This is a genomic window from Nocardiopsis alba (assembly GCF_000710955.1).
Classification (GTDB): Bacteria; Actinomycetota; Actinomycetes; order Streptosporangiales; family Streptosporangiaceae; genus Nocardiopsis; species Nocardiopsis alba.
This window is the reverse complement of sequence record NZ_BAZE01000016.1, coordinates 73,109-96,897: the sequence shown is the minus strand read 5'-3', so window position 1 is coordinate 96,897 and position 23,789 is coordinate 73,109. Positions and strand designations below refer to the sequence as shown.

19 protein-coding genes are annotated in these 23,789 nt (G+C 70.8%); 12 read left to right on the top strand and 7 right to left on the bottom strand.

The annotated features are described in order from the left end of the window. Positions 1-696: 696 nt before the first annotated feature. Positions 697-1,113: a hypothetical protein gene (locus TR33_RS24000; RefSeq protein WP_017535165.1), complete on the top strand. Its 417-nt coding sequence runs from the start codon at positions 697-699 to the stop codon at positions 1,111-1,113. A 74-nt stretch (positions 1,114-1,187) separates the two neighbouring features. Here TR33_RS24000 and TR33_RS23995 read toward each other — a convergent pair whose 3' ends face one another. The 3 genes from TR33_RS23995 to TR33_RS23985 all read right to left on the bottom strand — a co-directional run bounded on the left by TR33_RS23995 (position 1,188) and on the right by TR33_RS23985 (position 4,966). After that, the gene (locus TR33_RS23995; RefSeq protein ID WP_017535166.1) at positions 1,188-1,538 is read right to left on the bottom strand and encodes a hypothetical protein; all 351 of its coding nucleotides are present in this window, start codon (positions 1,536-1,538) and stop codon (positions 1,188-1,190) included. A gap of 159 nt (positions 1,539-1,697) precedes the next feature. Continuing rightward, positions 1,698-3,110, bottom strand: a complete 1,413-nt coding sequence (locus tag TR33_RS23990) for an RNA polymerase sigma factor (RefSeq protein WP_014908454.1) — start codon at positions 3,108-3,110, stop codon at positions 1,698-1,700. Between the two features lie 602 nt (positions 3,111-3,712). Further along, positions 3,713-4,966, bottom strand: coding sequence for an AMP-binding protein (locus TR33_RS23985; protein ID WP_017535167.1), 1,254 nt, complete (start codon positions 4,964-4,966; stop codon positions 3,713-3,715). 231 nt (positions 4,967-5,197) lie between these two features. Here TR33_RS23985 and menB point away from each other — a divergent pair, with 231 nt between their 5' ends. From menB to menD, 3 genes are all read left to right on the top strand, one after another. Beyond that, entirely contained in the window at positions 5,198-6,037 is an 840-nt protein-coding gene (gene menB / locus TR33_RS23980) for a 1,4-dihydroxy-2-naphthoyl-CoA synthase (RefSeq protein ID WP_017535168.1), read from the top strand. Continuing rightward, a complete protein-coding gene (locus tag TR33_RS23975) occupies positions 6,034-7,005 on the top strand; it encodes an o-succinylbenzoate synthase (RefSeq protein ID WP_042285685.1) in 972 nt (323 codons plus the stop codon). The genes menB and TR33_RS23975 overlap by 4 nt, the downstream gene beginning before the upstream one ends. Positions 7,006-7,253: 248 nt before the next feature. After that, positions 7,254-8,975 (top strand): 2-succinyl-5-enolpyruvyl-6-hydroxy-3-cyclohexene-1-carboxylic-acid synthase, encoded by a 1,722-nt coding sequence (menD, locus tag TR33_RS23970; RefSeq protein ID WP_042285683.1) that lies wholly within the window; start codon positions 7,254-7,256, stop codon positions 8,973-8,975. Positions 8,976-9,057: 82 nt separating this feature from the next. Here the strand turns inward: menD and TR33_RS23965 are convergent, their stop codons facing one another. Further along, a complete protein-coding gene (locus tag TR33_RS23965; RefSeq protein WP_026125113.1) occupies positions 9,058-9,675 on the bottom strand; it encodes a Uma2 family endonuclease in 618 nt (205 codons plus the stop codon). Between the two features lie 172 nt (positions 9,676-9,847). Here TR33_RS23965 and TR33_RS23960 point away from each other — a divergent pair, with 172 nt between their 5' ends. Both TR33_RS23960 and TR33_RS23955 read left to right on the top strand, forming a co-directional pair. Continuing rightward, positions 9,848-10,321, top strand: a complete 474-nt coding sequence (locus TR33_RS23960; protein ID WP_017535171.1) for an NUDIX hydrolase — start codon at positions 9,848-9,850, stop codon at positions 10,319-10,321. Between the two features lie 365 nt (positions 10,322-10,686). Continuing rightward, positions 10,687-12,711, top strand: coding sequence for a PhoX family protein (locus TR33_RS23955; RefSeq protein WP_026125114.1), 2,025 nt, complete (start codon positions 10,687-10,689; stop codon positions 12,709-12,711). 83 nt (positions 12,712-12,794) lie between these two features. Here the strand turns inward: TR33_RS23955 and TR33_RS23950 are convergent, their stop codons facing one another. Next, on the bottom strand, positions 12,795-13,244 hold the full coding sequence (locus TR33_RS23950; protein WP_014908975.1) for a GNAT family N-acetyltransferase: 450 nt from the start codon (positions 13,242-13,244) through the stop codon (positions 12,795-12,797). A gap of 59 nt (positions 13,245-13,303) precedes the next feature. After that, positions 13,304-14,587, bottom strand: a complete 1,284-nt coding sequence (locus TR33_RS23945) for an isochorismate synthase (protein WP_042285681.1) — start codon at positions 14,585-14,587, stop codon at positions 13,304-13,306. Positions 14,588-14,879: 292 nt separating this feature from the next. Between TR33_RS23945 and TR33_RS23940 the strand changes: the two genes are divergently transcribed. The 6 genes from TR33_RS23940 (at position 14,880) to TR33_RS23915 (ending at position 20,335) form a co-directional block, all read left to right on the top strand. Then, a complete protein-coding gene (locus TR33_RS23940) occupies positions 14,880-16,511 on the top strand; it encodes a glycoside hydrolase family 10-like protein (protein WP_042285679.1) in 1,632 nt (543 codons plus the stop codon). Between the two features lie 157 nt (positions 16,512-16,668). Next, the gene (locus tag TR33_RS23935; RefSeq protein ID WP_014908847.1) at positions 16,669-17,070 is read left to right on the top strand and encodes a TOBE domain-containing protein; all 402 of its coding nucleotides are present in this window, start codon (positions 16,669-16,671) and stop codon (positions 17,068-17,070) included. Further along, positions 17,063-17,884: a molybdate ABC transporter substrate-binding protein gene (modA, locus tag TR33_RS23930; RefSeq protein WP_042285677.1), complete on the top strand. Its 822-nt coding sequence runs from the start codon at positions 17,063-17,065 to the stop codon at positions 17,882-17,884. Before TR33_RS23935 ends, modA begins: the two co-directional genes overlap by 8 nt. Further along, positions 17,881-18,705 carry an ABC transporter permease gene (locus TR33_RS23925; RefSeq protein WP_042285675.1) on the top strand — a complete coding sequence of 275 codons (825 nt, stop codon included), beginning with the start codon at positions 17,881-17,883 and terminating at the stop codon, positions 18,703-18,705. The genes modA and TR33_RS23925 overlap by 4 nt, the downstream gene beginning before the upstream one ends. Next, the gene (locus tag TR33_RS23920; RefSeq protein ID WP_042285674.1) at positions 18,705-19,805 is read left to right on the top strand and encodes an ABC transporter ATP-binding protein; all 1,101 of its coding nucleotides are present in this window, start codon (positions 18,705-18,707) and stop codon (positions 19,803-19,805) included. Before TR33_RS23925 ends, TR33_RS23920 begins: the two co-directional genes overlap by 1 nt. 185 nt (positions 19,806-19,990) lie before the next feature. Continuing rightward, positions 19,991-20,335: a DUF3040 domain-containing protein gene (locus TR33_RS23915; protein ID WP_042285672.1), complete on the top strand. Its 345-nt coding sequence runs from the start codon at positions 19,991-19,993 to the stop codon at positions 20,333-20,335. A gap of 128 nt (positions 20,336-20,463) precedes the next feature. Here the strand turns inward: TR33_RS23915 and TR33_RS27325 are convergent, their stop codons facing one another. Then, complete coding sequence (locus TR33_RS27325) at positions 20,464-23,466, bottom strand: penicillin-binding transpeptidase domain-containing protein (RefSeq protein ID WP_017535177.1); 3,003 nt, start codon at positions 23,464-23,466, stop codon at positions 20,464-20,466. Positions 23,467-23,789: the final 323 nt, after the last annotated feature.

Below are 23,789 nucleotides of genomic sequence, written 5' to 3'. Positions count from 1 at the left end.
GACGGACCCCCGGACGCGGGAGGGGCCTCGTCGGTTCCCTCCCACGTCGAAGTCGGCCTCAAGTGGCCGGCTGTGACTCCGGTGATCCGAGAGGTCGATCCGTCCCGTTATGGTCGGAGGGCCGTCTCCTCGGCGGCTTCGAACGACAACCCCAAGGAGGCTCCGATGAGTAGGAGATCCGGCGGAGGACGTTCGTCGGGCGGACGTTCCGGCGGAGGACGATCGGGTGGCGGGCGATCGGGTGGCGGCGCCTCCCGGAAGGGTGGAGGTTTCTCCTCGCGCGGTGGTGGGCGCGGTGGTTCCTCCCGGTCGGGCGGCTTCTCCTCCGGGGGCGGCGCGTCCCGCCCCGGTGGCGGTTTCAACTCGCGGAGCGGACGCCCCGCGCGGTCCTCCGGAAGGTCGAGGGGGACGGGGCGCTCGTACGTTCCCCCGTCCTCGTCGGGACGCCGGAACCGTTACCACCACCAGGAACACCGGCATCACTACCACGACGGTCCCCGCTTCTCCCCGCGCACCGGGGGAGTGGGCGCGGTCCTGGGCTGTGTCTTCGTCGCGGCGATCGTCGTCATCGCGGGAGTGTTCGGGCTTTTCGCCCTCTTCCTCCTCTGATCCCCCGTCCCCATCTTTCTTCCCCTTCCCCTCTCCGGCCCCAGGGCCGTCCCCCTGTAGAACCACGAGAAGGAACGAGCTTCACCCGTGTCCCACCCTCGAACCCCCGCCCGTGCCCTCGCCCTCACCGCGGGCGCGCTGGCGCTTCCCCTGCTGCTGACCGCCTGTTCCGGGAACAAGGCCGAGATCGAGGCGGCCTGCGCCGACATCCAGAGCAACATCAGCGCCGTCGACATGGCGGCCTCCAGCATCGAGCAGGACCTGCTGGTGGACGGCGTGCCCTACCAGGACCAGCACGCCGAGGAACTGGAGGCCCACCTGGCGGACGTGGAACGTCTGGAGGAGGCGGCCAGGGGGAGTCTGGAGGCCGACGCCGCCGAGCGCGCGGACGCCGTCTACGCGATCCTCGACGAGCTGGACCAAGGCGACGAGGCCGGTCTGGCCGACGCCCTGACCTGGACCGCCGACACCCATGACACGATCCTGGCGGCCTGCGGCTTCTGAGGACGACGAGCAGGCGGGGCGGGACCGACATCGGTCCCGCCCCGCCTTCTCGCGTGTGGCCGGGGGAGGGGCTCTCAGCGACGCAGCCCCGTGATCGAGACCAGGTAGAAGACGATCAGCCCCAGCCAGGTGACGAACACGCCGCCCACCCCGATCATCGCGGCGGACATGGCGGTCAGGGGGATGCTGACGCCCAGGCACACCAGTGACAGGACCATACGCACGTTGTTGGAGGGCAGCCCTCGACGGCCCCGATCCTCGCCCATACGGCGTTCCACATGGTGTCGGATGCGCTCGTCGATGGAATCGTCGACACGTTCGACGAGGGAGGCGGCGATCGCGTCGTCGTACTCGGGGCCCAGCTCACGGCCCGCGCGCAGGGCGGCGGCGATCTCGTCCCTGTTGGTACCGGGATCTTTGGTCATCGGACCATCATTCCACCGGAATCCGGGCAAGGGGGAGGCCTTCGGCGGAACCCGGGGGAAGATCGGGGGAACCCCGATACGGGAGGGCGCACGAGGGCGCTCCGAAGACGACGGAGCCGCCCTCCCGAGGGAGAGCGGCTCCGAACGCGTCGTACTCTTCTAGCTGGCGAAGTCCAGCAGCTGCTGGGCCCGGCTCGGGTGACGCAGCTTGGACAGCGACTGCTTCTCCAGCTGCCGGATCCGCTCGCGGGTCAGCCCCAGGTGCTTGCCGATCTCGTCCAGGGTGCGCGGACGCCCGTCCATCAGTCCGAACCGCAGCGACATGATGGTCGCCTCGCGCGGCTCCAGGTCGGACAGCGCGTTACGGAGCTGGTCCGCCATGAGCTGACGGTCGACCACCTCGGAGGCCTCCGAGGCGTCCACGTCCTCGATCAGGTCGCCGATACGGGTCTCGCCGTCCTCGCCGATCGTCGAGTCGAGGCTGATGGGCTGACGGGTGACCCGCAGCAGCTCCTCGATCTGGGCCGGGGTCTTGTCCAGCTCCAGCGCCAGCTCCTCCGGCGTGGGCTCACGGCCCAGCGCCTGGTGCATGTCGCGCTCCAGCCTGCTCACCTTGCTGAGCAGCTCCAGCACGTGCACGGGGAGACGGATGGTGCGCGCGGAGTCGGCGAACCCTCGCTGGATGGCCTGACGGATCCACCACATGGCGTATGTGGAGAACTTGAAGCCCTTGGTGTAGTCGAACTTCTCGACCGCGCGGATCAGCCCCAGGTTGCCCTCCTGGACCACGTCCAGCAGGGACATCCCCCGGTCGCTGTACTTCTTGGCCACGGACACGACCAGGCGGAGGTTGGCCTCCAGCATGTGGGACTTGGCCTTGCGACCGTCCTCGGCCACCCACTCGAGCTCCTCGCGCTCGACGTCGGCCATGGGGACGGACTCGTCGATCTCGCCGTGCAGACCCAGGCGGTACTCGGCGTAGAGTCCGGCCTCCACACGCTTGGCCAGGTCGACCTCCTGCTCGGCGGTGAGCAGCTGGCGACGTCCGATCGCCTTGAGGTAGGTGTGGACCGAGTCGCCCATGGCGGGTGACTGGTCGTCGAGGTCGGCCTCACCGGTCTCCGGGTCGGTGGTGGCCTGGGTGGTCTCGGTCTTCTTGGTGCGGCGCGTGGAGCGGGCCTTCCTCCGTGGGGAGGCGGTCTTCTTGCGCGTCGCGACCTTGCCGGATGCGGCCTTGGGTGCCTCGTCGGTGTCGGGCACCGTCGCGATGAGAGTGTTTTCCAGCACGTCGTCCTCGGCGTCAGGGTCGGCCACCTTCGCGGAATCCTCGCCCCCGTCGGCGAGTCGGACCCCGTTCTCGGTGAGTTCACGCAGGATGGAGCGGCCGTCACTGGAGGTGACTCCGGCCGCGGTGAGAGCGGTACGTAGTTCGGGGAGGGACAGATGTCCCTGAGCACGTCCCTGGGCGAGCAGGTCGGACAGGGCCGCGTGGGCCTCGGGGGCCGGGTTCTGAGCGGTTCCGTCGTCGGCCTCGACCGTTCGGCCGGAGGCCGCCAGGGTAGTGCTCGTCATCGGGGCACCTCCCTCCCTTCCAAGACGTGTGGCACGTGGCGGAGGGTCACCGCCGGCTGGACGCGCCAATATGTCCAACGTGTCGGCGAGTCAAATGTTCCCTGTCTCGATTGGATATCGGAGAGGGTGGCATAGATCACTGCTCCGTGAGTGGCGGTGAGCGGGGTCGTGCGGGTAGAGGAGACGACTCCGCGCCGGTGTTCCGAACGTTCGACCCGAGGCCGCCCGGGCGTTCGAGAGGCCGCGCGTACGTGGACGGGTGGAACCATGACTGTCGCCAACTGCGGACCTCCTCTGGGCGGGGGCCGAAGGAACCGGGTACTCGGGTAGACGTCAGGGAGCTTTGGGAAGTTCCCCGCCTTTTCGGACCGGTCCGGGAGCGACCGTGGTCGAAAGGAGGCCGGGGGCGTGTTCGGCCCCCGGACGGTCCCGTGTCGGCGGGTGTTCGCGCCATCGGGAACGACACCCGCCGCGGCCAGGGTCCCATGGGTTCGGTCCACACCGGTAACCCCGCTTCGTCCGGGCCGTTATCGAGAGCCCGGGAGAGGGGGCGGCAGGCCCTTCCCCGAGGACGAACACGAGGTGGTGGAGGGACGGACCTCTCAGGAGGAGGCGCGAAGAGAGAGCAGATCCGGTTTTCCGGAGGCGAGCATCGGAAGCTCCGGACGCAGGTCCAACTCCCGCGGCGCCGCGTAGGAGGGCAGGTGCGCGCGCACCATGTCCCGAAGTTCGGTCAACACCGGCGGGTCGGCAGGGTCCACGGGGACCACGACGGCGCTGACCCGCTCGCCCCACTCCGGGTCGGGGCGACCCACGACCACGACCTCGGCCACCTTCGGATGCCCCGACAGGATCTCGGAGACCGGCCCCGGCACGACCTTGTGGCCGCCGGTGTTGATCACCTCGTCCATCCGGCCCAGGATCCGCAGCCGCCCCTCCTCGTCGAGCCGCCCCAGGTCGTTGGTGCGCAGAAGACGCGGACCGGAGGAACCGTCGCTCAGAGCGCCGGGATCCGGGGCCACGCCCGGAGGCAGGCGGTAGTCGGTGAGCAGGGTGGGGCCGCCGATCAGGACACGGCCGGGCTCACCGGGTGTCTCGGAGTCGACCTGGATCCGTACACCGTCCAAGGGGACGCCGTCGTAGACGCAACCACCACAGGTCTCGCTCATGCCGTAGGTGGTGAACACACGCCCGCCCGCCGAACGGGCCCGCTCCAACAGCTCCGGTTCGGCCGCCGCTCCGCCCAGCAGGATCGCCCCGAGACCGGACAGGTCGACACCGGCGGACAGAAGCCTGCGCAACTGGGTGGGGACCAGGGAGACATGGGTGGGGGAGGCCTCGACGAGGCCGGGGAAGGTGTCGGTGTCGAAACGCGCGTGCACCGCCTCCGTCCCCCCGACCAGGGCCCGGACCATGACCTGGATCCCGGAGATGTGACCGGCCGGAAGGACGCACAACCAGGTGTCCCCGTCCTTCGCGCCGATCCGGTCCAGGGAGGCGCGCGCCGAGGCGGTGAGGGCCCCGGCCGACAGCTCCACCCCCTTGGGCGTGCCGGTGGACCCGGAGGTGGTGACGACCAGCGCGGCGTCGTCGCCCACGGGAAGGGCGTCGGCGAGCGGGACCACACCGTCCGGAGTGCGCAGGGAGGAGGGACGCATCGCCTCCAGGAGCCCTCGGACCCGGGCGTCGGGGGTGCCGTCGGGGATCGGCAGCAGAGCCGGCCCCGTGCCCTCCAGAGCCTCGGCGAGCAGGCGGTTCAGAGCCTTCGGGGACATACCGCGTACCGCCTGAAGGGGACGCGCTCCTTCGAGGGAGGAAGAGGAAGGGGACCGGTGTTCACTCGCTGCTGCTGCCACGGTGCCCCAGGGTACGCCCGGTGGAAGGATGACGGATCCGCCGCGTGACGACGCGTCGCGCGTGACCGAGACCCTTCGGGTCGGGCCGCGCGACGTCCGAGGGTCGGGCGCGTGCCGTTGGTCCCGGCCCGCCTGGCAGAATGCGTAGGGTCGACACTTGGACGCGGAGGTCTTCGGGCCGTTTCGTGTCCGGGTCGTCCCCTGAAGTCCGCGTGAGGAGAAGTAGTAGCCGTGAGCAGCGTGATCGACTGGCAGCGGTCGGGCGAGTATTCCGACATCATCTACGAGACCGCGGAGGGCATCGCCAAGATCACGATCAATCGCCCTGAGCGGCACAACGCCTTCCGGCCGCAGACCCTGTTCGAACTCCAGCAGGCGTTCAACATCGCGCGCGATGACTCCGAGGTCGGTGTGATCATCTTCACCGGCGCCGGTGACCAGGCGTTCTGCTCCGGTGGCGACCAGAAGATCCGTGGCGACGACGGCTACATCGGCGACGACGCCGTGGCCCGCCAGGGCATCGGCCGCCTCAACGTCCTCGACCTCCAGGTGCAGATCCGTCGCCTGCCCAAGCCCGTGATCTGCATGGTCGCCGGCTGGTCCATCGGCGGCGGCAACGTCCTCCAGGTCTGCTGCGACCTGACGATCGCGGCCGACAACGCCAAGTTCGGCCAGACCGGCCCCAAGGTCGGCTCCTTCGACGGCGGCTACGGCTCCTGGCTGCTGGCCGAGACCGTCGGCCTGAAGAAGGCCCGCGAGATCTGGTACCTGTGCCGCCAGTACAGCGCCCAGGAGGCGCTGGACATGGGCATGATCAACACCGTGGTGCCCCTGGCCGACCTGGAGAAGGAGACCGTCCAGTGGGCGCGTGAGCTCCTGGAGAAGTCGCCGCTGGCGCTGCGCATGCTCAAGGGCGCGATCAACTCCGTCAGCGACGGGGCCGCCGGCATGCAGCAGTTCGCCGGTGACGCCACCATGCTCTACTACATGAGCGAGGAGGCCCAGGAGGGGCGGGACGCCTTCAAGGAGAAGCGTCGTCCGGAGTTCGACAAGTTCCCGCGTCGCCCGTGACCGCCGAGGAACGCCTCGACCCGGAGCGGGGGTCCGCCGAGGGGCGGGCCTTCGCGATCGGCCTGCGCAACCGCTTCCGCGGCATCACCGTGCGCGAGGGGCTGCTGGTGCGCGGTCCCGCCGGGTGGGGCGAGTTCTCGCCCTTCGCCGAGTACGGTCCGCGCGAGTCCTCCCGCTGGTGGGCCGCCTGTCTTGAGGCGGCCCACCAGGGGTGGCCGGAACCGCTGCGCGAGCGGATCCCGGTCAACGTCACCGTGCCCGCCGTCGGCCCCGAACGGGCCACCGAGATCGTGGCCTCCGGGGGATGCGCCACGGCCAAGGTCAAGGTCGCCGAGAAGGGCCGGGACCGGCGTGAGGACGTCGACCGGGTCGAGGCCGTGCGTGCCGCGATCGGTCCCGAGGGTCGGATCCGGGTCGACGCCAACGGCGCCTGGGACGTGGACACCGCGGTGCGGATGATCCGCGAACTCGACCGGTTCGACCTGGAGTACGTCGAGCAGCCCTCCGCGACCCTGGAGGAACTGGGCGAGGTCCGCCGACGCGTGGACGTCCCGGTGGCCGCCGACGAGTCGATCCGGCGCGCCGAGGATCCGCTGAGGGTGCGCGCGGCCGAGGCCGCCGACATCGTCGTGCTCAAGGTGCAGCCTCTGGGCGGCGTACGCGCCGCCCTCCGGGTGGCCGAGGCCTGCGGACTCCCGGTCGTGGTCTCCAGCGCCGTGGAGAGCTCCGTGGGCCTGGCGGCGGGCGTGGCCCTGGCCGCCGCGCTGCCGGAGCTCCCCTACGCCTGCGGGCTCGCGACCATGCAGATGCTGACCGCCGACGTGGCGGCGGAACCGCTGACCCCGGTCGACGGATATCTGCCGGTCCGACGGGTCGAGGTCGACGAGCGTTCCCTGGAGGCGGTCGAGATCGACGCCGCCCCCTGGCTCGCGCGCGCCGCGGCCGCGGCGGAGGCCGCGAACGCCTGAGACGGCGCTCGGGGCGGCCCGCCCGAACCGTGACGACGATCATGGCCCGTGGCGGGATGAGACGGGATGGGCAAGAGATCACAACCCCGTTCGGTCGCCGATGACGACCGAACGGGGTTCACTGGAGGGGGGCTTCGGTGTCTCGCGCGCGTTCTGGAGCGCGGCCGCCGGAGCGAGGAGGCGTCGTGCGATGCGGTGGGGCCGCACGGCGATACTTGGTGAACACCGTGACGAACGAAAGACTCTGGATGAATCCGTCTACCGCCCTGGCGCGGGTCCTCGTCGACGAACTGGCCCGCTGCGGGCTGGCCGAGGCCGTCATCGCGCCCGGGTCGCGCTCGACCCCCCTGGCGCTGGCCCTGGTCGCACACCCCGGGATCCGGGTCCATGTGCGGGTGGACGAGCGATCCGCCTCCTTCCTCGCCCTGGGCATGGCCCGGGTCTCCCGCCGCCCGGTGGCGATCGTGTGCACCTCCGGCACCGCCGCCGCCAATTTCCATCCGGCCGTGATGGAGGCCGACGAGAGCGGGGTGCCCCTGCTGGTCCTGACCGCGGACCGGCCCCCGGAACTGCGCCGTACCGGCGCCAATCAGACCGTCGACCAGATCGGTCTCTACGGCGGGGCCGTGCGCATGTTCGCCGAGGTCGGCACCCCCGACCCCGCTCCGGGGATGGTCGCCTACTGGCGCTCCCTGGTCTGCCGCGCCTGGGGTTCGGCGCTGGGCGGGCGCCCCGGACCGGTCCATCTCAACGTGGCCTTCCGCGACCCCCTCACCCCCGACCAGTCCTCCGGCGACGGCCCCGAATGGACGGCGCCCCTGGACGGGCGGTCCGACGGCGGCCCGTGGATCGGACGCCCCGGACCCCGTTCCGAAGCCGCCCCCTACCGCCTTCCCCTCGTGGAGCGCGGGGTCATCGTCTGCGGTGACGGCGACTACGACCCGGCGCCCTTCCTCGCCCTGTCCGAGCTGACCGGATGGCCCCTGCTGGCCGAGCCCACCTCCAACGCGCGACGCGGGGGAGCGATCTCCACCTACCGGCAGCTTCTGGCCGCGCCGGGCTTCGCCGAGGAGCACGTCCCCGAGCTCGTGGTGAGCGTGGGCCGCCCCAACCTCTCCCGGCAGATCCTGGCCTTCCTGCGCGGCGCCGAACGCCACGTGGTGGTCACGGCCGGTTCCGTCGGCGACCCCGATGCGAGCCTGGCCAACGCCTTCTCCGACCCCGCCCGCACCGCCACCGACGTGGTGTCCGCGGTGGCCCCGCCCACGGAGGCGGACTGGGAGAACCCGGTCCGCACCGACTGGTCGCGCTCCTGGGAGCGCGCCGAGGCCGCGGCGCGCCGGGCCGTGGACGGGGTGCTCGACTCCGAGGACGGGCTCTCCGAACCGCGACTGGCGCGGGACCTGGCCGCTCAACTGCCGACCGGTTCCCTGCTGTTCGCCGGGTCGAGCATGCCCATCCGAGACCTGGACGCCACCATGCGGGCCCGCTGCGGCGTGCGTCTGGTGGGCAACCGGGGTGTGAGCGGGATCGACGGGACCGTCTCCACGGCGATCGGCGCGGCCATGGCCCACCGGAGCGAGAGCGAGGGCCGCGCCTACGCCCTGCTCGGCGACCTGGCGATGCTGCACGACCAGAACGGGCTGATCATCGGCCCGGGCGAGCCCCGACCCGATCTGGCGATCGTGGTGGTCAACAACGACGGCGGCGGGATCTTCTCCGGTCTGGAACAGGCCGGCCACCCGGACTTCGAACGCGTCTTCGGCACCCCGCACGGGGTGTCGATGGAGCGGGTCGCCGCCGTGGCCGATCTGCCCTACACCCGGGTGGAATGGGCCACCGATCTACCCAAGGCCCTCCTGGGCGAGGGCCTGCGGATCGTCGAGGTGCGCACGACCAGGTCGGGCAGCGCCTCGTGGCGCAGGCGCCTCCAGGACGCCGTCGACGAGGCCGTCGCCTCCCTCGCCTGAGGCTCTCCCGCGGGGCCGTCCCCACGGCCCCGCGCCCCGTCACCGGGGTACCCCCGAGCGCCGTTCCGGTGATGGCGTTCGGTCAGCGGCGCAGGATGTTCGTGAGATCCACTTCCATCCTCACCGGGACCGAGGTCTTGAGCGTCTCGCGGTGGACGGTCGGCTTGCCGTAGTCACCGGAAGGACTGGCGGGATCCTTCTCGTACTCGTAGAGCACGGCGTCGTCCCCGTCCTGCTCCACCCTCCAGAAGAAACGGATACCCGCACGAGCGTAGAGCTGGGGTTTGCGCTCCCGGTCCCGGACCTCCGATTCCGGGGAGACGATCTCGACCGCCAACTCCACCGCCTCCGGGGCGAACCAGGTCTGGGCCAGTTCCCTGAAGGCGTCCGCATGGACGAGCATCAGGTCCGGTTCCGGCCGCTGCCGCGCGCCGAGCCTGATCGAGAACTCTCTCGCCACCCGAAGGCCCTCGGGGGCCTGGGCCTTCAGTGAGTCCCCCAAGAGTTCGAGGACGAGCATGTGGAAGAGTTTCTGCGGGCTCACCAGTACCAGGTTTCCGTCGATGAGTTCGGTGTGCGGCGGAAGATCCGGGATGCGGTCGAGGTCGTCGGCGGTGAAGCCGTCCTGCGGTGGCATGGGGAGGACCACGCGGTCGTCGAACTCTGACGCTTGCTGCTCGGCCACTGTCGGAGCGGACATGCGACTGCCTTCGGTCGACGGATCGTTCTCAGCGCTCAATCTAGTCATTTCCCTCGCTCCGCCGGGTGCTTTTCCGAGGATTCTCCCATCGGGGTCGGATTCGGTACCGGTGGATGTTCCCCGGCGAGGCCGTGAGGGAACCGGCGGAGCGCCGGAAGGGCGGGACGGCGGGATGAGCGATGTGCGCGAGGTACGGGACAAGGCGTTGTGCTACGTGGTGCGCGACGGACGGCTGCTGGTGTTCCGGCACGTGGACGCCTCCCCCGAGGAGGTGGGGCTCCAGGTTCCGGCGGGGAGCGTACGTCCCGGAGAGACGCCCGAGGCCGCAGCGCTGTGCGAGGGACGGGAGGAGACCGGGCTGACCGGGCTGCGCGTCGTACGCCCGCTCGGGGTGGTCGAGTACGACATCACCCCCTATCGATTCGAGGTCCAGCGGCGTCACGTCTTCCACATGGAGGTGGACGGCCCGGTCCCCGAGCGGTGGACCTCGTTCGAGGAGCACGACGGGGTGGGGGAGCCGACCCGCTTCGAATGCCTCTGGATCCCCCTGTCCGCCGGGCACGTGTTGCAGTCCGGACAGGGGGCTCTGCTGGGGCGGCTGTACGACCCTCCTCGAGATCGTGACGGACGAGCGCGAGGTCGGTGACGTCTTTCGGGACATCGGTCTCCGGAGGCGTTCGGGGCCCTACGGCACGGGGGCTCCGACCCTCTCCTCGAAAACACCCGGCCTCACCTGGGCGAGGCTTGTGGAAGTGCGCGGTGGGGTAGGCGAGGATCACCAAGAGGTCCGACGGTACGTGTTCGTGTGACCGCTCAGCGTGCGATCACCACAGTCGTGCGCGGGAGTTGAGGGTGAGTTCACCCCGGTTTCACCCGAGCGTGTGGAATCTCGGCCAAGGTCGAGATCGACCGGCAGGACCCCACTGCCCGCACTACTCCGTGCCCCCCCGAGCGGAGCCCCGCAGCCCCCTCGGGAAGGTGCGGAGCAGACACGATTCCCGAGGAGAACGCGTGCCCGAATCCGCGCCCCGTCGTCGGATGCTGCCCCTGATCGGCGGCGTCGGCGGTGGTCGATCCGCGAAGACCTGCCTGTACCGCTGCGGCAACGCCTGCTTCCACCCCGAGCCGAACAAGAGCGACAACGCCTACTTCGGCGACATCTTCCAGGGGGTGCTCTCCCGCCGTAGCGCCCTCAAGGGCGCCCTGGTCGGCGGTGGTGCCGGAGCCCTGGGGTTGGCGGCGCTGAGCCCGGCGGCGGCGGACAGAGGTCCCGGACGCCCCCACCCCTCACCTCGCCCCACCTTCAAGAACGTCCTGCCCAACAACCGGGACGAGGTGAGCGTCCCCGAGGGCTACGACCACCACGTCATCGTCCGTTGGGGCGACCCCGTCCTGCCCGACGCCCCCGAGTTCGACTTCGAGAACCAGACGGCCGAGGCGCAGGCGAAGCAGTTCGGCTACAACTGCGACTACGTCGGCTTCTTCACGCTCGACGACGAGCGCGGCCTGCTGTGGGTCAACCACGAGTACACCAACGAGGAGCTGATGTTCGCCGGATACTCCGGCGGCGCCGAGGCCGACCTCGAATGGATCCGGGTGGCCATGGCCGCCCACGGCGGTTCGATCGTCGAGTTGGAGCGCGTCGGCGGCACCGGGCAGTGGAGGCTCGTGACCGAGGGCGAGCGACCCTTCAACCGCCGCATCACCGCCGACACCCCCTTCCGGATCGCCGGCCCGGCGGCAGGCCACGAACTGCTGCGCACCGAGGCCGACCCCGAGGGCGTCCTGGCCCGGGGCACGATCAACAACTGCGCCGGCGGTATGACGCCCTGGGGCACCGTCCTCAGCGGTGAGGAGAACTTCCACCAGTACTTCGTGGGCGCCCCCGACAACGAGGCGACCTCCCGTTACGGGCTGTCCACCGGGTACTCGGGTCGCCGCTGGGATCGGGTCGACGAGCGTTTCGACCTGGCCAGACACCCCAACGAGGTGAACCGCTTCGGCTACATCGTGGAGATCGACCCGCACGACCCGGACTCCACCCCGGTCAAGCGCACGATGCTGGGCCGTTTCAAGCACGAGGGCGCCAACGTCAACCTCACCGAGGACGGCCGGGTGGCCGCCTACATGGGCGATGACGAGCGCTTCGACTACATCTACAAGTTCGTCAGCGCCAAGAAGTACGTCGAGGGCTCCCACAAGCACAACATGACGCTGCTGGACACCGGCACGCTCTACGTGGCCCGCCTGGAGGGCAACAGCCCCGCGGAGGAGATCGACGGCACCGGCGCCCTGCCCTCCGACGGCGAGTTCGACGGCACCGGCGAGTGGCTGCCGCTGTGCTCCGACACCGAGAGCTTCGTCGAGGGCTTCTCCGTCGCCGAGGTGCTGATCCACACCCGTCTGGCGGCCGACAAGGTCGGCGCCACCAAGATGGACCGTCCCGAGGACTTCGAGCCGAGCCCGGTCACCGGCAAGGTCTACTGCGCCCTGACCAACAACAGCGCGCGCGAGCCGGGCCAGGCCGACGAGCCGAACCCGCGGGGCCCCAACAAGTACGGCCACATCCTGGAGATCATCGAGGACGGCGCCGACTCGGCGGCCACCACGTTCTCCTGGATCGTCCCGATCGTGTGCGGCGACCCCGAGGACGACAGCACCTACTACGCGGGCTTCGACAAGTCGAAGGTCATGCCGATCTCGGCGCCCGACAACCTGACCTTCGACAAGCACGGCAACCTGTGGATTTCCACCGACGGTCAGCCGGGCAGCCTGGGGATGAACGACTCCCTGCACGTGGTCCCGGTGGAGGGTCGTTTCCGCGGTGAGCTGCGGACCTTCGCGACCGTCCCGGTCGAGGCGGAGACCTGCGGCCCGCTGGTCACGAAGGACCAGAAGACGGTCTTCCTCGCGCCGCAGCACCCGGGCGAGAACGGTACGGCCGAGGAGCCGACCAGCCTCTGGCCCGACGGGGACTTCCCGCGTCCTTCGGTGGTGTGCGCCTGGCACAAGGGCGGCCGCGACGTCGGCACCTGATCCTTCGCCTCGGGATCCGTTCCCGAGCCGAGACCACCGGCCCCGGTCCCTCCGTCGTGGGGGAGGACCGGGGCCGGTTCGTGTCAGAGGTCCCGCCCGAAGCACAGGCAGCCGGGCGCGTCCGCGTAGGAGCCGAAGGCGGGGACGGGAGAGTAGCCCTCCCGGGTGTAGAAGCGCACCGCGTCCGGCTGCCGGTCTCCGGTCTCCAGGAGCAGCCGTCTCCAGCCGAACTCGCGGGCCCGGCCCTCCAGGTCGCGCAGGAGGGCGGGGGCGGCCCCGCTCCCTCGACGCTCCGGCAGCACGAACATCCGTTTGAGCTCACCCGAACCGTCGCCCAGGTCGCGCAGGCCTCCGCAGCCCACGGCGGTGCCGTCCTCGTCCCGCACCACCACGAACACGGTGATGTCGGCGGCGGAGGGAGGGGTGCCCGCTTCGGAGTCGGGGGTGCCGTAGCGGACGGCGATCTCCCGACGCTGCCCTTCGCGCAGCGCGGACGCCTCGGGATGGTCCCAGGGGATGCTTTCGACGTTCATGTCCGAATTCTGTCGTGCTCGTGTTTCACGCGTGTGAACCGCGTGCCCGAGCGCGGGTCTCAGGTTTCGGGGTCGGTGAGGGCCTCGCGCATCACCCGGAACTTGGACTCGGTCTCGGCGAGCTCGGAGGCGGGGTCCGAACCGGCCACGATCCCGCAGCCCGCGTACAGACGTGCCCGGGAGCCCTCCACGTGGGCACCGCGCAGGGCGATGCCCCATTCGGCGTTGCCCGCGCCGTCGACCCATCCGACGGGGCCCGCGTAGCCGCCCCGGTCCATGCCCTCGACCTCGGCGATCAATCGCATGGCGGTCTCGGTGGGGGTCCCTCCCACGGCGGCGGTGGGGTGCAGGGCGGCCACCGCCTCCAGGGCTCCGACCCCGGGGGACATACGCGCGTGGGCCCGAGTGGCCAGGTGCTGGACGTTGGCGAGTTTGAGCAGGTGCGGCCAGGCCGGAACGGTGAGCTCCTCGGTGAGGGGCTCCATGGCGGCGCGCAGGGAGTCCACGGCCAGGCCGTGCTCCTCCACGTCCTTGGCGGAGGACATCATCTCCCGCCCCAGACGGTGGTCGTCCTCCTCGTCCACGCCTCGGGGGCGGGTCCCGGCCAGGACCAGAGAGGTGAACTCGTCCCCCTCCAGTCGCAGGAGGAGTTCGGGCGTGGCGCCGACCATGCCGGCGACGGAGAAGGTGAAGCAGCCGGGGAAGCGGGTGCGCAGCCGCTCCAGGAGGACGCGTACGTCGATGGGGGAGTGGGCCTCGGCGTGGGCGTCGCGCGCCAGGACGGCCTTGTCGAGTTCGCCGGACCGGATGCGGGCGACGGTCGAGGCGACCGTGTCCATCCACACGACGTCGGTGAGGGAGCCGGGTCTCCAGTCGACCGGACCGACGGGGCGGGGTTCGGTGACCGGCCACAGCAGTTCGCGCGGATGGTCCCCGGGGGCGTCGGTGATGGTGGTCAGCCAGGACCGTCCTTCGCGCCGTCCCACGATCACGCGGGGCACGATCAGCGCGGAGCCGCCGGAGGTGGGGGCGAAGGCGAAGGTGCCGAAGGCGACCGGGCCGGTGCCGGGCAGGCCGACCTCGTCCTCCACCTCGGCGTGTTCGAGGAGTTCGGCGAACCGGCGCGCGGCCGTGGTGAAACGGGTGATGTCGGTGGGCGGGGTCCCCTCGGGGGAGGGCTCGGGGTCGAACCGCGCCGCCTCACCCCAGCCGACGATGCCTTCGTCCCCGGTCAGCCAGGCCAGGGGAGCCCCCTCCGGCAACCGCCGGACGAGGCCGTCCGCGCGATCGCGCAGAGGGACGGTGCGGACGAACAGTTTCGGTGGGGTCAACGCGGCGTTCACAGGGATCGAGTCTAGGACGTCGCCATCGTGTCCGGATCACGGCTCCTCGCAGGTGGGGAGGGGCGGGGTGAGAGCCGGGAACGAGGCATCACCGGTGAGGGGACGTGGTCGAGGACTCGTGCCCGGACCGGGGTGTCCCGTTGACCCTCGGTGACATTCCCGTTCCCTCCAAGGTGCGACGTTGTCCACACCTTGGCCGAATCGTGTCTGAAAATTGACATCTTGTCCTAATCTGGTTCGCGGCGTGGCGTCATGGGACGGCGGCGCGCGAACACCTTTGAGGAGATGGTCGATGCGTTCCATGGCACGGGCCCTGACCAAGCCGCGCGCCGGAGGCCGGTGGGCCGCGGCCGCCGCCACGGCGACGGTACTGCTGGCGGGCTGCTCCGCCGGCGATGACCCGGCCTCCGACGACCCGCGCGCACCGGGCGGAGAGGGCATCGCCGCCCCTGCGGTCTGCCCGGCGGACGACGACAAGCGTCAGATGCGCGGAGCATGGCTCACCACCGTGCGCAACATCGACTGGCCCTCGGAGCCCGGCCTGTCCGCGGACGAGCAGAAGGCCGAACTCGACGAGTGGCTCGACGACTCCGTCGATATGGGACTGAACGCGGTCTTCCTGCACACCAGGCCCACCGCCGACGCCGTCTACGACTCCGAGCTGGAGCCCTGGGCCCGCTACCTCACCGGCGAGCAGGGCGGCGACCCCGGCTACGACCCGCTGGAGTACGCGGTGGAGGAGGCCCACAAGCGCGGCCTCGAACTGCACGCCTGGTTCAACCCCTACCGTGTGGGTCTTCAGGACCCCGACGTGGAGAACCTCTCCGACGACCACCCCGTCAAGCGCAACCCCGACTGGCTGGTCGACTTCGGCACCGAGGCCTACGTCGACCCCGGGAACCCCGAGGTCCGCGAGTGGGTGACCTCCGTGATCATGGACGTGGTCGACCGCTACGACGTCGACGGGATCCACTTCGACGACTTCTTCTACCCGTACCCGCAGGAGGGCGCGACCTTCGACGACGACGCCACCTGGGAGGAGTACGGCGGCGACTTCGACGATCGGGGCGACTGGCGGCGCGACAACGTCGATCAGCTCATGCGCGACGTCCACGGTGGGATCCAGGAGAGCAAACCGTGGGTGAGCTTCGGCGTCTCCCCGTTCGGCATCTGGCGCAACGACTCCACCGACCCGTCCGGTTCGCCCGGCTCGGGCCTACAGTCCTACGACGCCCAGTACGCCGACACCCGCACCTGGATCCAGGAGGGGACCGTCGACTACGTGGCCCCGCAGCTCTACTGGGAGCGAGGTTTCGCCACCGCCGACTACGAGGCGCTGACCGACTGGTGGGCGAACGAGGTCGAGGGCACCGACGTCGACCTCTACGTCGGCCAGGGCGCCTACCGGCTCGGCGAGAGCGGATGGACCGGTGACGACGCGCTGAGCACGCAGCTCGACTACTCGGGCGAACTCGACCAGGTCGCCGGCGACATCTACTTCTCCATCAAGAGCATGCGCGACAACCCCGGCGCGGTGGATCACCTGCTGGAGACCCACTACGCCGACCCCGCGCTGCCTCCGACGATGACCGACCCCGAGGGCGAGGGGCCCAGGGTCGGCTCGGTCGACGACGTCGACGCCCGACTCGTCGACGGGAACGTCGAGGTGGAGTGGGACGAGATCGAGGGGGCCCGCTTCTACGCGCTCTACCGCCTGTCGGCCGACGCGGTCCGGGCGCTGGAGGACGGCGACGACGACGCCTACTGCGCGGCTCTGGACACGGCGAACCTGGTCGGCATGACCGGTGAACCCACGTTGACCGACACCGAGCCCCTGGAGGAGGGGGCCGGTTACGTGGTCACCGCCCTGGACGACTTCCGGGCGGAGGGGCCGGTCGGCGAGATCGTCGACGTTCGCGGCTGAGACCACGAGCGAGAACAGGAGGGCCCGTTCCCAAGGGGGCGGGCCCTCCTGTCATGTTCCCTCTTGGTATAAGCGACAGATATCGGCGCTGAAAGCTAGGATCTGCTAGGGGAAAATCCCTGAAATCCTTGCATCTGCGACTAGTAGGGTCTCCTCCATGCCGACCTTCCAGATCAGTGAGGCCGCCGAACTGCTCGGCGTCAGCGCCGACACGGTGCGCCGTTGGGTCGACTCCGGTCGACTGGCCGCCGAGCGCGACGCCTCCGGGCGCCGCACCCTCGACGGCGCCGTACTCGCCGACTTCATGCGCTCCGGAACCGACGAGGACCCCGCGCTCCGGGTCTCCTCCGCCCGCAACCGTTTCAAGGGTCTGGTCACCGGCATCGTCCGGGACCGGGTGATGGCCTCGGTCGAGATCCAGGCCGGGCCGCACCGGGTGGTCTCGCTGATGAGCCGCGAGGCCGCCGACGAACTCGGACTGGAGGTCGGGGCCGCGGCCACCGCGGTCGTCAAGTCCACCAACGTCATCGTCGAGTCCACCGGAGGACGGCATGCCTGAGATCCCCCCGAGAACCCGCCGCGCCGGAACGGGCGTGTACCGGGCGTGCGCCGTCGCGGCCGCCCTGGCCCTGGGACTCACCGCCTGCTCCGGCGACGGGGGCGGGGAGAGGACGGAGAACGTCGAGCTCACCGTCATGGCCGCCGCCTCCCTCACCGACGTCTTCACCGAGATCGCGGAGTCCTTCGAGGAGGAGCACCCCGAGGTGACGGTCGTCCTCAACTTCGCGGGCAGCGGCGAACTGGCCCAGCAGATCGCCTCCGGAGCCCCCGCCGACGTCTTCGCCTCGGCCGACACCACCACGATGGAAAGGGTCGTCGAGGCCGGCGACCTGGACACGGACTGGGCCGCCGAACACGGAGAGGAGGGGCTGGTGTTCGCCACCAACACCCTCATGATCGCCGTGCCGCCGGGCAACCCGGCCGGGGTCTCCTCCCTCCACGATCTGACGTCCGAGGACGTCTCGACGGCCTTCTGCGCCGACGAGGTGCCCTGTGGGACCGCCACCGGAATCGCTCTGGAGGCCGCCGGGCTGGAGGTCGCCCCCGTCACCCTGGAGGAGGACGTGCGCGCGGTCCTGACCAAGGTCGAACTCGGCGAGGTCGACGCCGGACTCGTCTACGAGACCGACGTCATCTCCGCCGGGGACCGGGTCGAGGGGATCGGGTTCCCCGAGGCGAAGGAGGCCCTCAACGAGTACCCCATCGGCGTGCTCGCGAACTCCGAGTCGCCCGAGCGGGCCGCGGCCTGGGTCGACTTCGTCACCGGACAGGGGGCTCCGATCATGCGGGAAGCGGGGTTCGGCACGCCGTGACCGCTCCAACGCCCCGAGTCGGTCGCGGCCCCTCCGGCAACGGGAGCGCACGGGTCCCCTGGGTCCTCGTCCTGCCCGCCCTGATAGGGCTCCTCTTCCTGCTCCTGCCCCTCGTCGGCCTGCTGGTCCGCGCGCCCTGGGCCACCATGGGGCGCAGGATCGTCGACCCCGACGTGCTGACCGCACTGTGGCTGTCGCTGTCCACCTCCACCGCGGCCACCCTCGTCTCCCTGGTCCTGGGGGTGCCCCTGGCCTGGTCGCTGGCCCGCACGGAGTTCCCCGGACGCCGACTGGTCCGGGCCCTGGTCACCGTCCCCCTGGTGATCCCGCCGGTGGTGGGCGGCGTGGCGCTGCTGCTGGTGCTGGGGCGCAACGGCATCGTCGGCCAGTACCTGTACTCCTGGTTCGGGCTCACCCTGCCCTTCACCCCCGCGGCCGTCGTCGTGGCCCAGGTGTTCGTGGCCATGCCCTTCCTGGTGATCGGTGTCGAGGGGGCCCTGCGCGGCGCCGACCGCCGTTACGAGGAGGCCGCCGCCACCCTGGGGGCGGGGCGCGTCACCGTCTTCACCCGCGTCACCCTGCCCATGATCCTGCCGGGGATCGGCGCGGGGGCGGTGCTGTGCTGGGCTCGGGCCCTGGGCGAGTTCGGCGCCACCATCACCTTCGCCGGGAACTTTCCCGGCACCACACAGACCATGCCGCTGGCGGTCTACATGGCCATGCAGCGCGACCCCGAGGCCGCCATCGTCCTCAGCCTGGTCCTGCTCCTGGTCTCCCTGGCCGTCCTGGCCACCCTGCGAGAGAGGTGGATGAGCGTCTGATGGCCGCACGGGAACCCCGAACCCCACTCGACCCCGCCCCGACGTCCGTCGGAGGACTCGACGCCGACCTCAGGCTGAGCAGGGGGACGTTCACCCTCGATGTCCGTCTCACCTGTCCGCCGGGGGAGGTCCTGGCCCTGCTCGGGCCCAACGGGGCCGGTAAGACCTCGGTCCTGCGGGCCCTGGCGGGGCTGACCCCGCTCTCCGACGGGCACGTGTTCCTGGCCGGGGAGGATCTGACCACCACCGCCGTCGAGCATCGCCCCGTCGGCGTCGTCTTCCAGGACTACCTGCTCCTGCCGCACCTGAGCGCGTTGGACAACGTCGCCTTCGGTCCTCGCTGCCAGGGGGCGGGGAGGACCGAGGCGCGAAGGCTGGCGATGGACCTCCTGGAGCAGATGGGGTTGGCCGAGTACGCCTCGGCCAGACCCCGACGTCTCTCCGGAGGGCAGGCGCAGCGGGTGGCCCTGGCCCGTGCCCTGGCGGTCCGTCCCGGGCTGCTGTTGCTGGACGAACCCATGGCCGCCCTGGACATCGGCACCCGGGCGACGGTGCGTTCACGGCTGCGACATCTGGTGGAGGGGTTCGAGGGGGCGACCGTCCTGGTGACCCACGACCCTCTCGACGCCATGGTGATGGCCGACCGGATCGCCGTCATCGAGGACGGCCGTCTGGTGCAGGAGGGGAGCCCCGCGGAGGTCGCCCGCCGCCCCCGTACCTCCTACGTCGCCAGGCTGGTGGGGCTCAACCTCTTCCGGGGCGAGGCTTCCGGGACCACCGTGACCCTGGAGGGCGAGGACGGGAGGGGGCCCGTGCGCGTCGAGGCGGGTGACGGACACCGGGGGCCGGCCCTGGTCGCCTTCCCACCCCGGGCGGTGGCCCTGTACCGGGAGAGTCCGGGGGGAAGCCCGCGCAACGCGTGGCGGCTGACGGTGGCCGGGGTCGAACGCTTCGGGGATCAGGTCCGGGTGCTTCTGGAGGGCGGGCTCTCCCTGGCCGCCGACATCACCCCGGCGGCCCTGGCCGAGTTGGCGCTGACCAGGGGGAGCGAGGTGTGGGCCGTGGTGAAGGCCTCCGAGGTCGAGTGCTACCCGGACTGAGGAGCCCTTCCTCTCGCTGGGCGATACAAACCTCTCGAATCGCGAAAATACATCTCATACGAGGTCAGAGCGCTGAAAACGGGCATGCAGAACCTGGGGGTGTTCGGATAAGCGGATCTCACTCGGGGGAGACTGTAGGACACCCGGTGACGACAGTCCTTCCCCCGGCGGCCGAGGAGGGTGCCATGTCCCTGAGAGAGCACGAGCGGAGAATTCTCGCCGAGATCGAGCGACAGCTCAGTGAGGAGGCTCCCAGGCTCGCCGACCGGTTGTCGTCCTTCGAGAGCGATGATCCCGACGCCCCGGTCGATCCCGGGCTGCGGAGTTGGAAGCCCTGGGTGGCCTGCGGTCTGATCGCGGCGGTCACCGTGGGGCTCCTGATCGCTCTGTTCGTCCTCACACCGAGTGTTCCCGGACCGGACACCCCGCGGGCGGGGAGCGCCACGGAGAGCACCGAGACGGGCGGGGATCTCGCCGCGGAGGCCGTCGCCACCGGCGGCTCCTCCGCGCCGGTCCACCCGGCCGACTGACCGGACGGGGCACGAACACCGAAGCCCCTTCCGGGCGTCGGGCGGCCGCGCGCGCCCTCGCGGCCGCCCACCGGGGATGACGAAGGCCCCGACGATCCGGAGATCGCCGGGGCCCATCGCGCACTCGACTACAGCGCGTTGGTGAACTTGGCGGCCAGCGGGCCGGCCACGGCCGAACCGCCACCGCCGCCCTCGACCACCAGGGCGAAGGCGACGTCGCCCTTGTAACCCACCATCCACGCGTGGCTGGGCAGCTCGTCGTCCTCGTCGGCGTCGTCGGCGGTACCGAACTCGGCGGTACCGGTCTTGCCGTACACCTCACCCTGGAAGTCGACGCTCTTGGCGCTTCCCTCGGTGATCACCGCGCGCATCATCGGACGCAGCGTTTCCGCGTTACCGATGGCGTTCGGCTCCGGCAGGTCCTCCCGGGCCGGTTCGGTGACCAGCACCGGGTGCCGCCAGGAACCGTCCGCGATCGCCGCAGGCACCGTGGCCATGTGCAGCGGCGAGGTGAGGATCTGGCCCTGGCCGATGCTCTGCGCGCCCAGCATGGTGGCGCTGTCCACGGGCGGGAAGCTCGGCTCCTGGACGGGCACGCCGATGTCCAGCGGGGCGTTCATCCCGAACCGCTCGGCGGCCGCCTGCAACGAGTCGGACGACAGGTAGCGCTCCACCTCCTGAACGAGGGAGGTGTTGCAGGAGGTCGCGAACGCCTCCGTCACCGTCTGGTCGCCGTATTCGGCGCCGCCCGCGTTACGGAACGGCCAGCCGCCCAGGTCGTACTCCTCGGGACAGTCCATGGTCGTGTCCATGGACAGACCGTTCTCCAACAGCGCGCTGTAGGTGATGATCTTGAACGAGGAACCGGGCGGGTACTGACCCTCGAACGCCCGGTTGAACCCACCGGGGACGTTCACCGCGGCCAGGATCTCCCCGGTCGACGGACGCACCGCCACCAGACCGGCCGGATCGTCGGCGCCGATGATGGCGCTCGCGGCCGCGCTCTGGACACCCATGTCGATGCTGGTGGTGATGGACTCGCCATCGGAGCCGTCCAACGTCGCCACGGTGTTGTCCTCGGTCGCCTCCAACGAGTCGGGGTCCTCGGCCTCGGCGGAACCGACCATCAGGATGGTGGTCGCCGCCTCGCCGGCCAGCCGCTCCTCGTAGGTGCGCTGGAGCCCGCTCTTGCCCACGATGTCGCCCACACTGTAGGCCGGGCCCAGACGCTCCACGTCGTCCTCGTCGGCCTCGCCGACCGAACCCGCGATCATCTGGAGCGAACCGGACACGTCGGGGGCGTCCAGACGGGTGCCGTCGGCGGCCAGGATCTGACCGCGCTCGCCCCACACCGTGGTGCGGACCAGCACCTGGTCCTCGCCCAGCCCCGGATAGGCGACCTCGGGCGAGAAGTCGATCAGCCACTCGCCGTCCTCGCGCACGAGCGGCAGTTCGCCCTCCCAACCCCAGTCGTCGGCGTTGGTGAGCGAGAGGGTCACCTCGTAGGAGGCGGTACCGGCGCCACCGTCGACGACCGGGGCGCCGATCTCCACGTCGACGCCGTCCACACCGAGACCGGCGTCGATCCCGCCGAGGATCTCCTCGGCGTCGGCACCGGTGGTCACCTGGGCCAGGGCCGCGTAGTCGCGTTCCTCCCAGGCGGACTCGTAGGCGGCGACCGCCTCCTCGGGCTGCGGCATGGTGTAGATGTACCAGGACACGCCGCCGCCGATCAGCGCCAGCACGACCACGGCCGAGATCACGCCGATGAGCAGGCCACGGCGGGACTTCCTCTTCGCCGGAGGCGGCCCCGGGTCGTAGGCGTCACCGTCGTAGGGGTCCTCGTCCGGCCCGTACGGTCCTCCGGGTCCGTCCGGACCCTGGGGGCCGCCGGGGCCCTGTGCCCCGCCCGGCCCCTGGCCGCTGTAGAGGAACTCATAGCCCTCTCTCCGCGGCGGCTCGGCCGCGGTGGACCCGTCGTCCTCGGCGGGTGGAGGGACCGATCCGGGATAGGGGGTGTCGCCGTTGTAGGCGGGCTGTCCGCCGTAGGGCGTCTCTCCGTGGCCGACCGGGACCGGTACGGGCACCGGGTCGTGCCCGTCGGAACGCTCCTCATAGAAGGAGGGCTCCCCGGGCTCGGAGTAGTGGGGGGCCGAAGGGGAGTACGCCGTCTCGTGAGCGGCCTGATGCTCGTTGGACACCGCGTCCGGGTAGGGACGGTCGTCGAAGGCGGACGGGGAGGAGGCGTTCTCCTCGGTCGGGGCGGTGCCCCATTCGCCGGTCGAGGGCTCGCTCCGGTAGGGGTCCGGTTCCCATCCGGTGGGCTCCTCGGCCTGCGCGGGCCGTTCACCGGTCGGGGGCTCGCTCTGGAACGAGGGTGTCTCCCAACGGAGGGGCTCCGGGGAGTGGCTCTCCTCTGTCGGGGCGGTGCCCCGTTCACCGGTCGAGGGCTCGCTCCGGTAGGAGGGTGTCTCCCAGAGAGAGGGCTCGGAGGGGGCGTCGTTCTCCTCTGTCGGAGCGGTGTCCCATTCGCCGGTCGGGGCCTCGCTCCGGTAGGGGGCCGGTTCCCATCCGGTGGTCTCGGAGGAGGCGCTCTCCTCGGTGGACGCGGGCCACGCGTCGGTCGAGACAGCGTCCCGGTGAGAGGACGCCTCCCAGAGAGGAGGCTCGGAGGGGCCGTCGCCCCCGGCCGGCGCGGGCCGTTCGCCCATCGAGGACTCGCCCTGGAACGAGGGCGGCTCCCAGCGGGCGGGCTCCGGCGGAAGCGGAGGGTCCCAACGACGCTCCTCGCGCTCGGGCGCGACGTCGTCCAGATCGATCCGCTCGGGGCGCTGGTCGGGGCCGTCCGGTTCCCTGGGCAGTTCCCAGGGCTCGGTGATGGGGTCGTGTCGACCGGGGCGGGGGTCCCACGACTCGGCGGCGGGGAGGCTCGGCTCGGACGAGGGCGGGACGACGGGGTCCGCGGGACGCGGATGCTCGAGGCCGAAGTCGCCGGTGTCCGTGGGGCGAGCCCCCGGTGGCCGCTGGGGGATGCGGTAAGGGTTCTCCGGGCGCGGCCGACCTGCCTCGGAACCACCCGTGTAGTCGGGTGGTCCGGAGGAATCCGGCTGCCGGGGGGACCGTTCGTCCACGCCTGTGACCGTCCTTCGTTACGTTTCCTGGAGACAACACGATGCCCCACTCCCACCTCGGTGGGAGCGGGGCACGAGGTTGATGGTCGGCATGGCGGTCGCCTCTCGGCGCGGGGCACAACGGGGCTCCTGGCCGTTCGGTCGGCCCGCCCCGAAGGGCGGGAGCCGAACGCGGTATTCCGCGAAGGCAATAGTTGAGGCCCGGGGGACACTTGCTACCACACCGACCAACAGTGACTCTAACCCATCGACGCGGGGTCTTGTTCCACGAACTTCGGGAGAGACGCATGCGCTATCTCACGGTGCCGGGCGGACGCGGAACG

Excerpts from the sequence above, each read along its gene's own strand:
- TR33_RS23940 (WP_042285679.1), top strand. The coding sequence starts at position 14,880 with ATGCGTTCCATGGCACGGGCCCTGACCAAGCCGCGCGCCGGAGGCCGG.
- TR33_RS23920 (WP_042285674.1), top strand. The coding sequence starts at position 18,705 with ATGGCCGCACGGGAACCCCGAACCCCACTCGACCCCGCCCCGACGTCC.
- TR33_RS23950 (WP_014908975.1), bottom strand. The coding sequence starts at position 13,244 with ATGAACGTCGAAAGCATCCCCTGGGACCATCCCGAGGCGTCCGCGCTG.
- modA (WP_042285677.1), top strand. The coding sequence starts at position 17,063 with ATGCCTGAGATCCCCCCGAGAACCCGCCGCGCCGGAACGGGCGTGTAC.
- TR33_RS23935 (WP_014908847.1), top strand. The coding sequence starts at position 16,669 with ATGCCGACCTTCCAGATCAGTGAGGCCGCCGAACTGCTCGGCGTCAGC.
- TR33_RS23990 (WP_014908454.1), bottom strand. The coding sequence starts at position 3,110 with ATGACGAGCACTACCCTGGCGGCCTCCGGCCGAACGGTCGAGGCCGAC.
- menD (WP_042285683.1), top strand. The coding sequence starts at position 7,254 with ATGAATCCGTCTACCGCCCTGGCGCGGGTCCTCGTCGACGAACTGGCC.
- TR33_RS23965 (WP_026125113.1), bottom strand. The coding sequence starts at position 9,675 with ATGTCCGCTCCGACAGTGGCCGAGCAGCAAGCGTCAGAGTTCGACGAC.
- TR33_RS23915 (WP_042285672.1), top strand. The coding sequence starts at position 19,991 with ATGTCCCTGAGAGAGCACGAGCGGAGAATTCTCGCCGAGATCGAGCGA.
- TR33_RS23960 (WP_017535171.1), top strand. The coding sequence starts at position 9,848 with ATGAGCGATGTGCGCGAGGTACGGGACAAGGCGTTGTGCTACGTGGTG.
- TR33_RS23995 (WP_017535166.1), bottom strand. The coding sequence starts at position 1,538 with ATGACCAAAGATCCCGGTACCAACAGGGACGAGATCGCCGCCGCCCTG.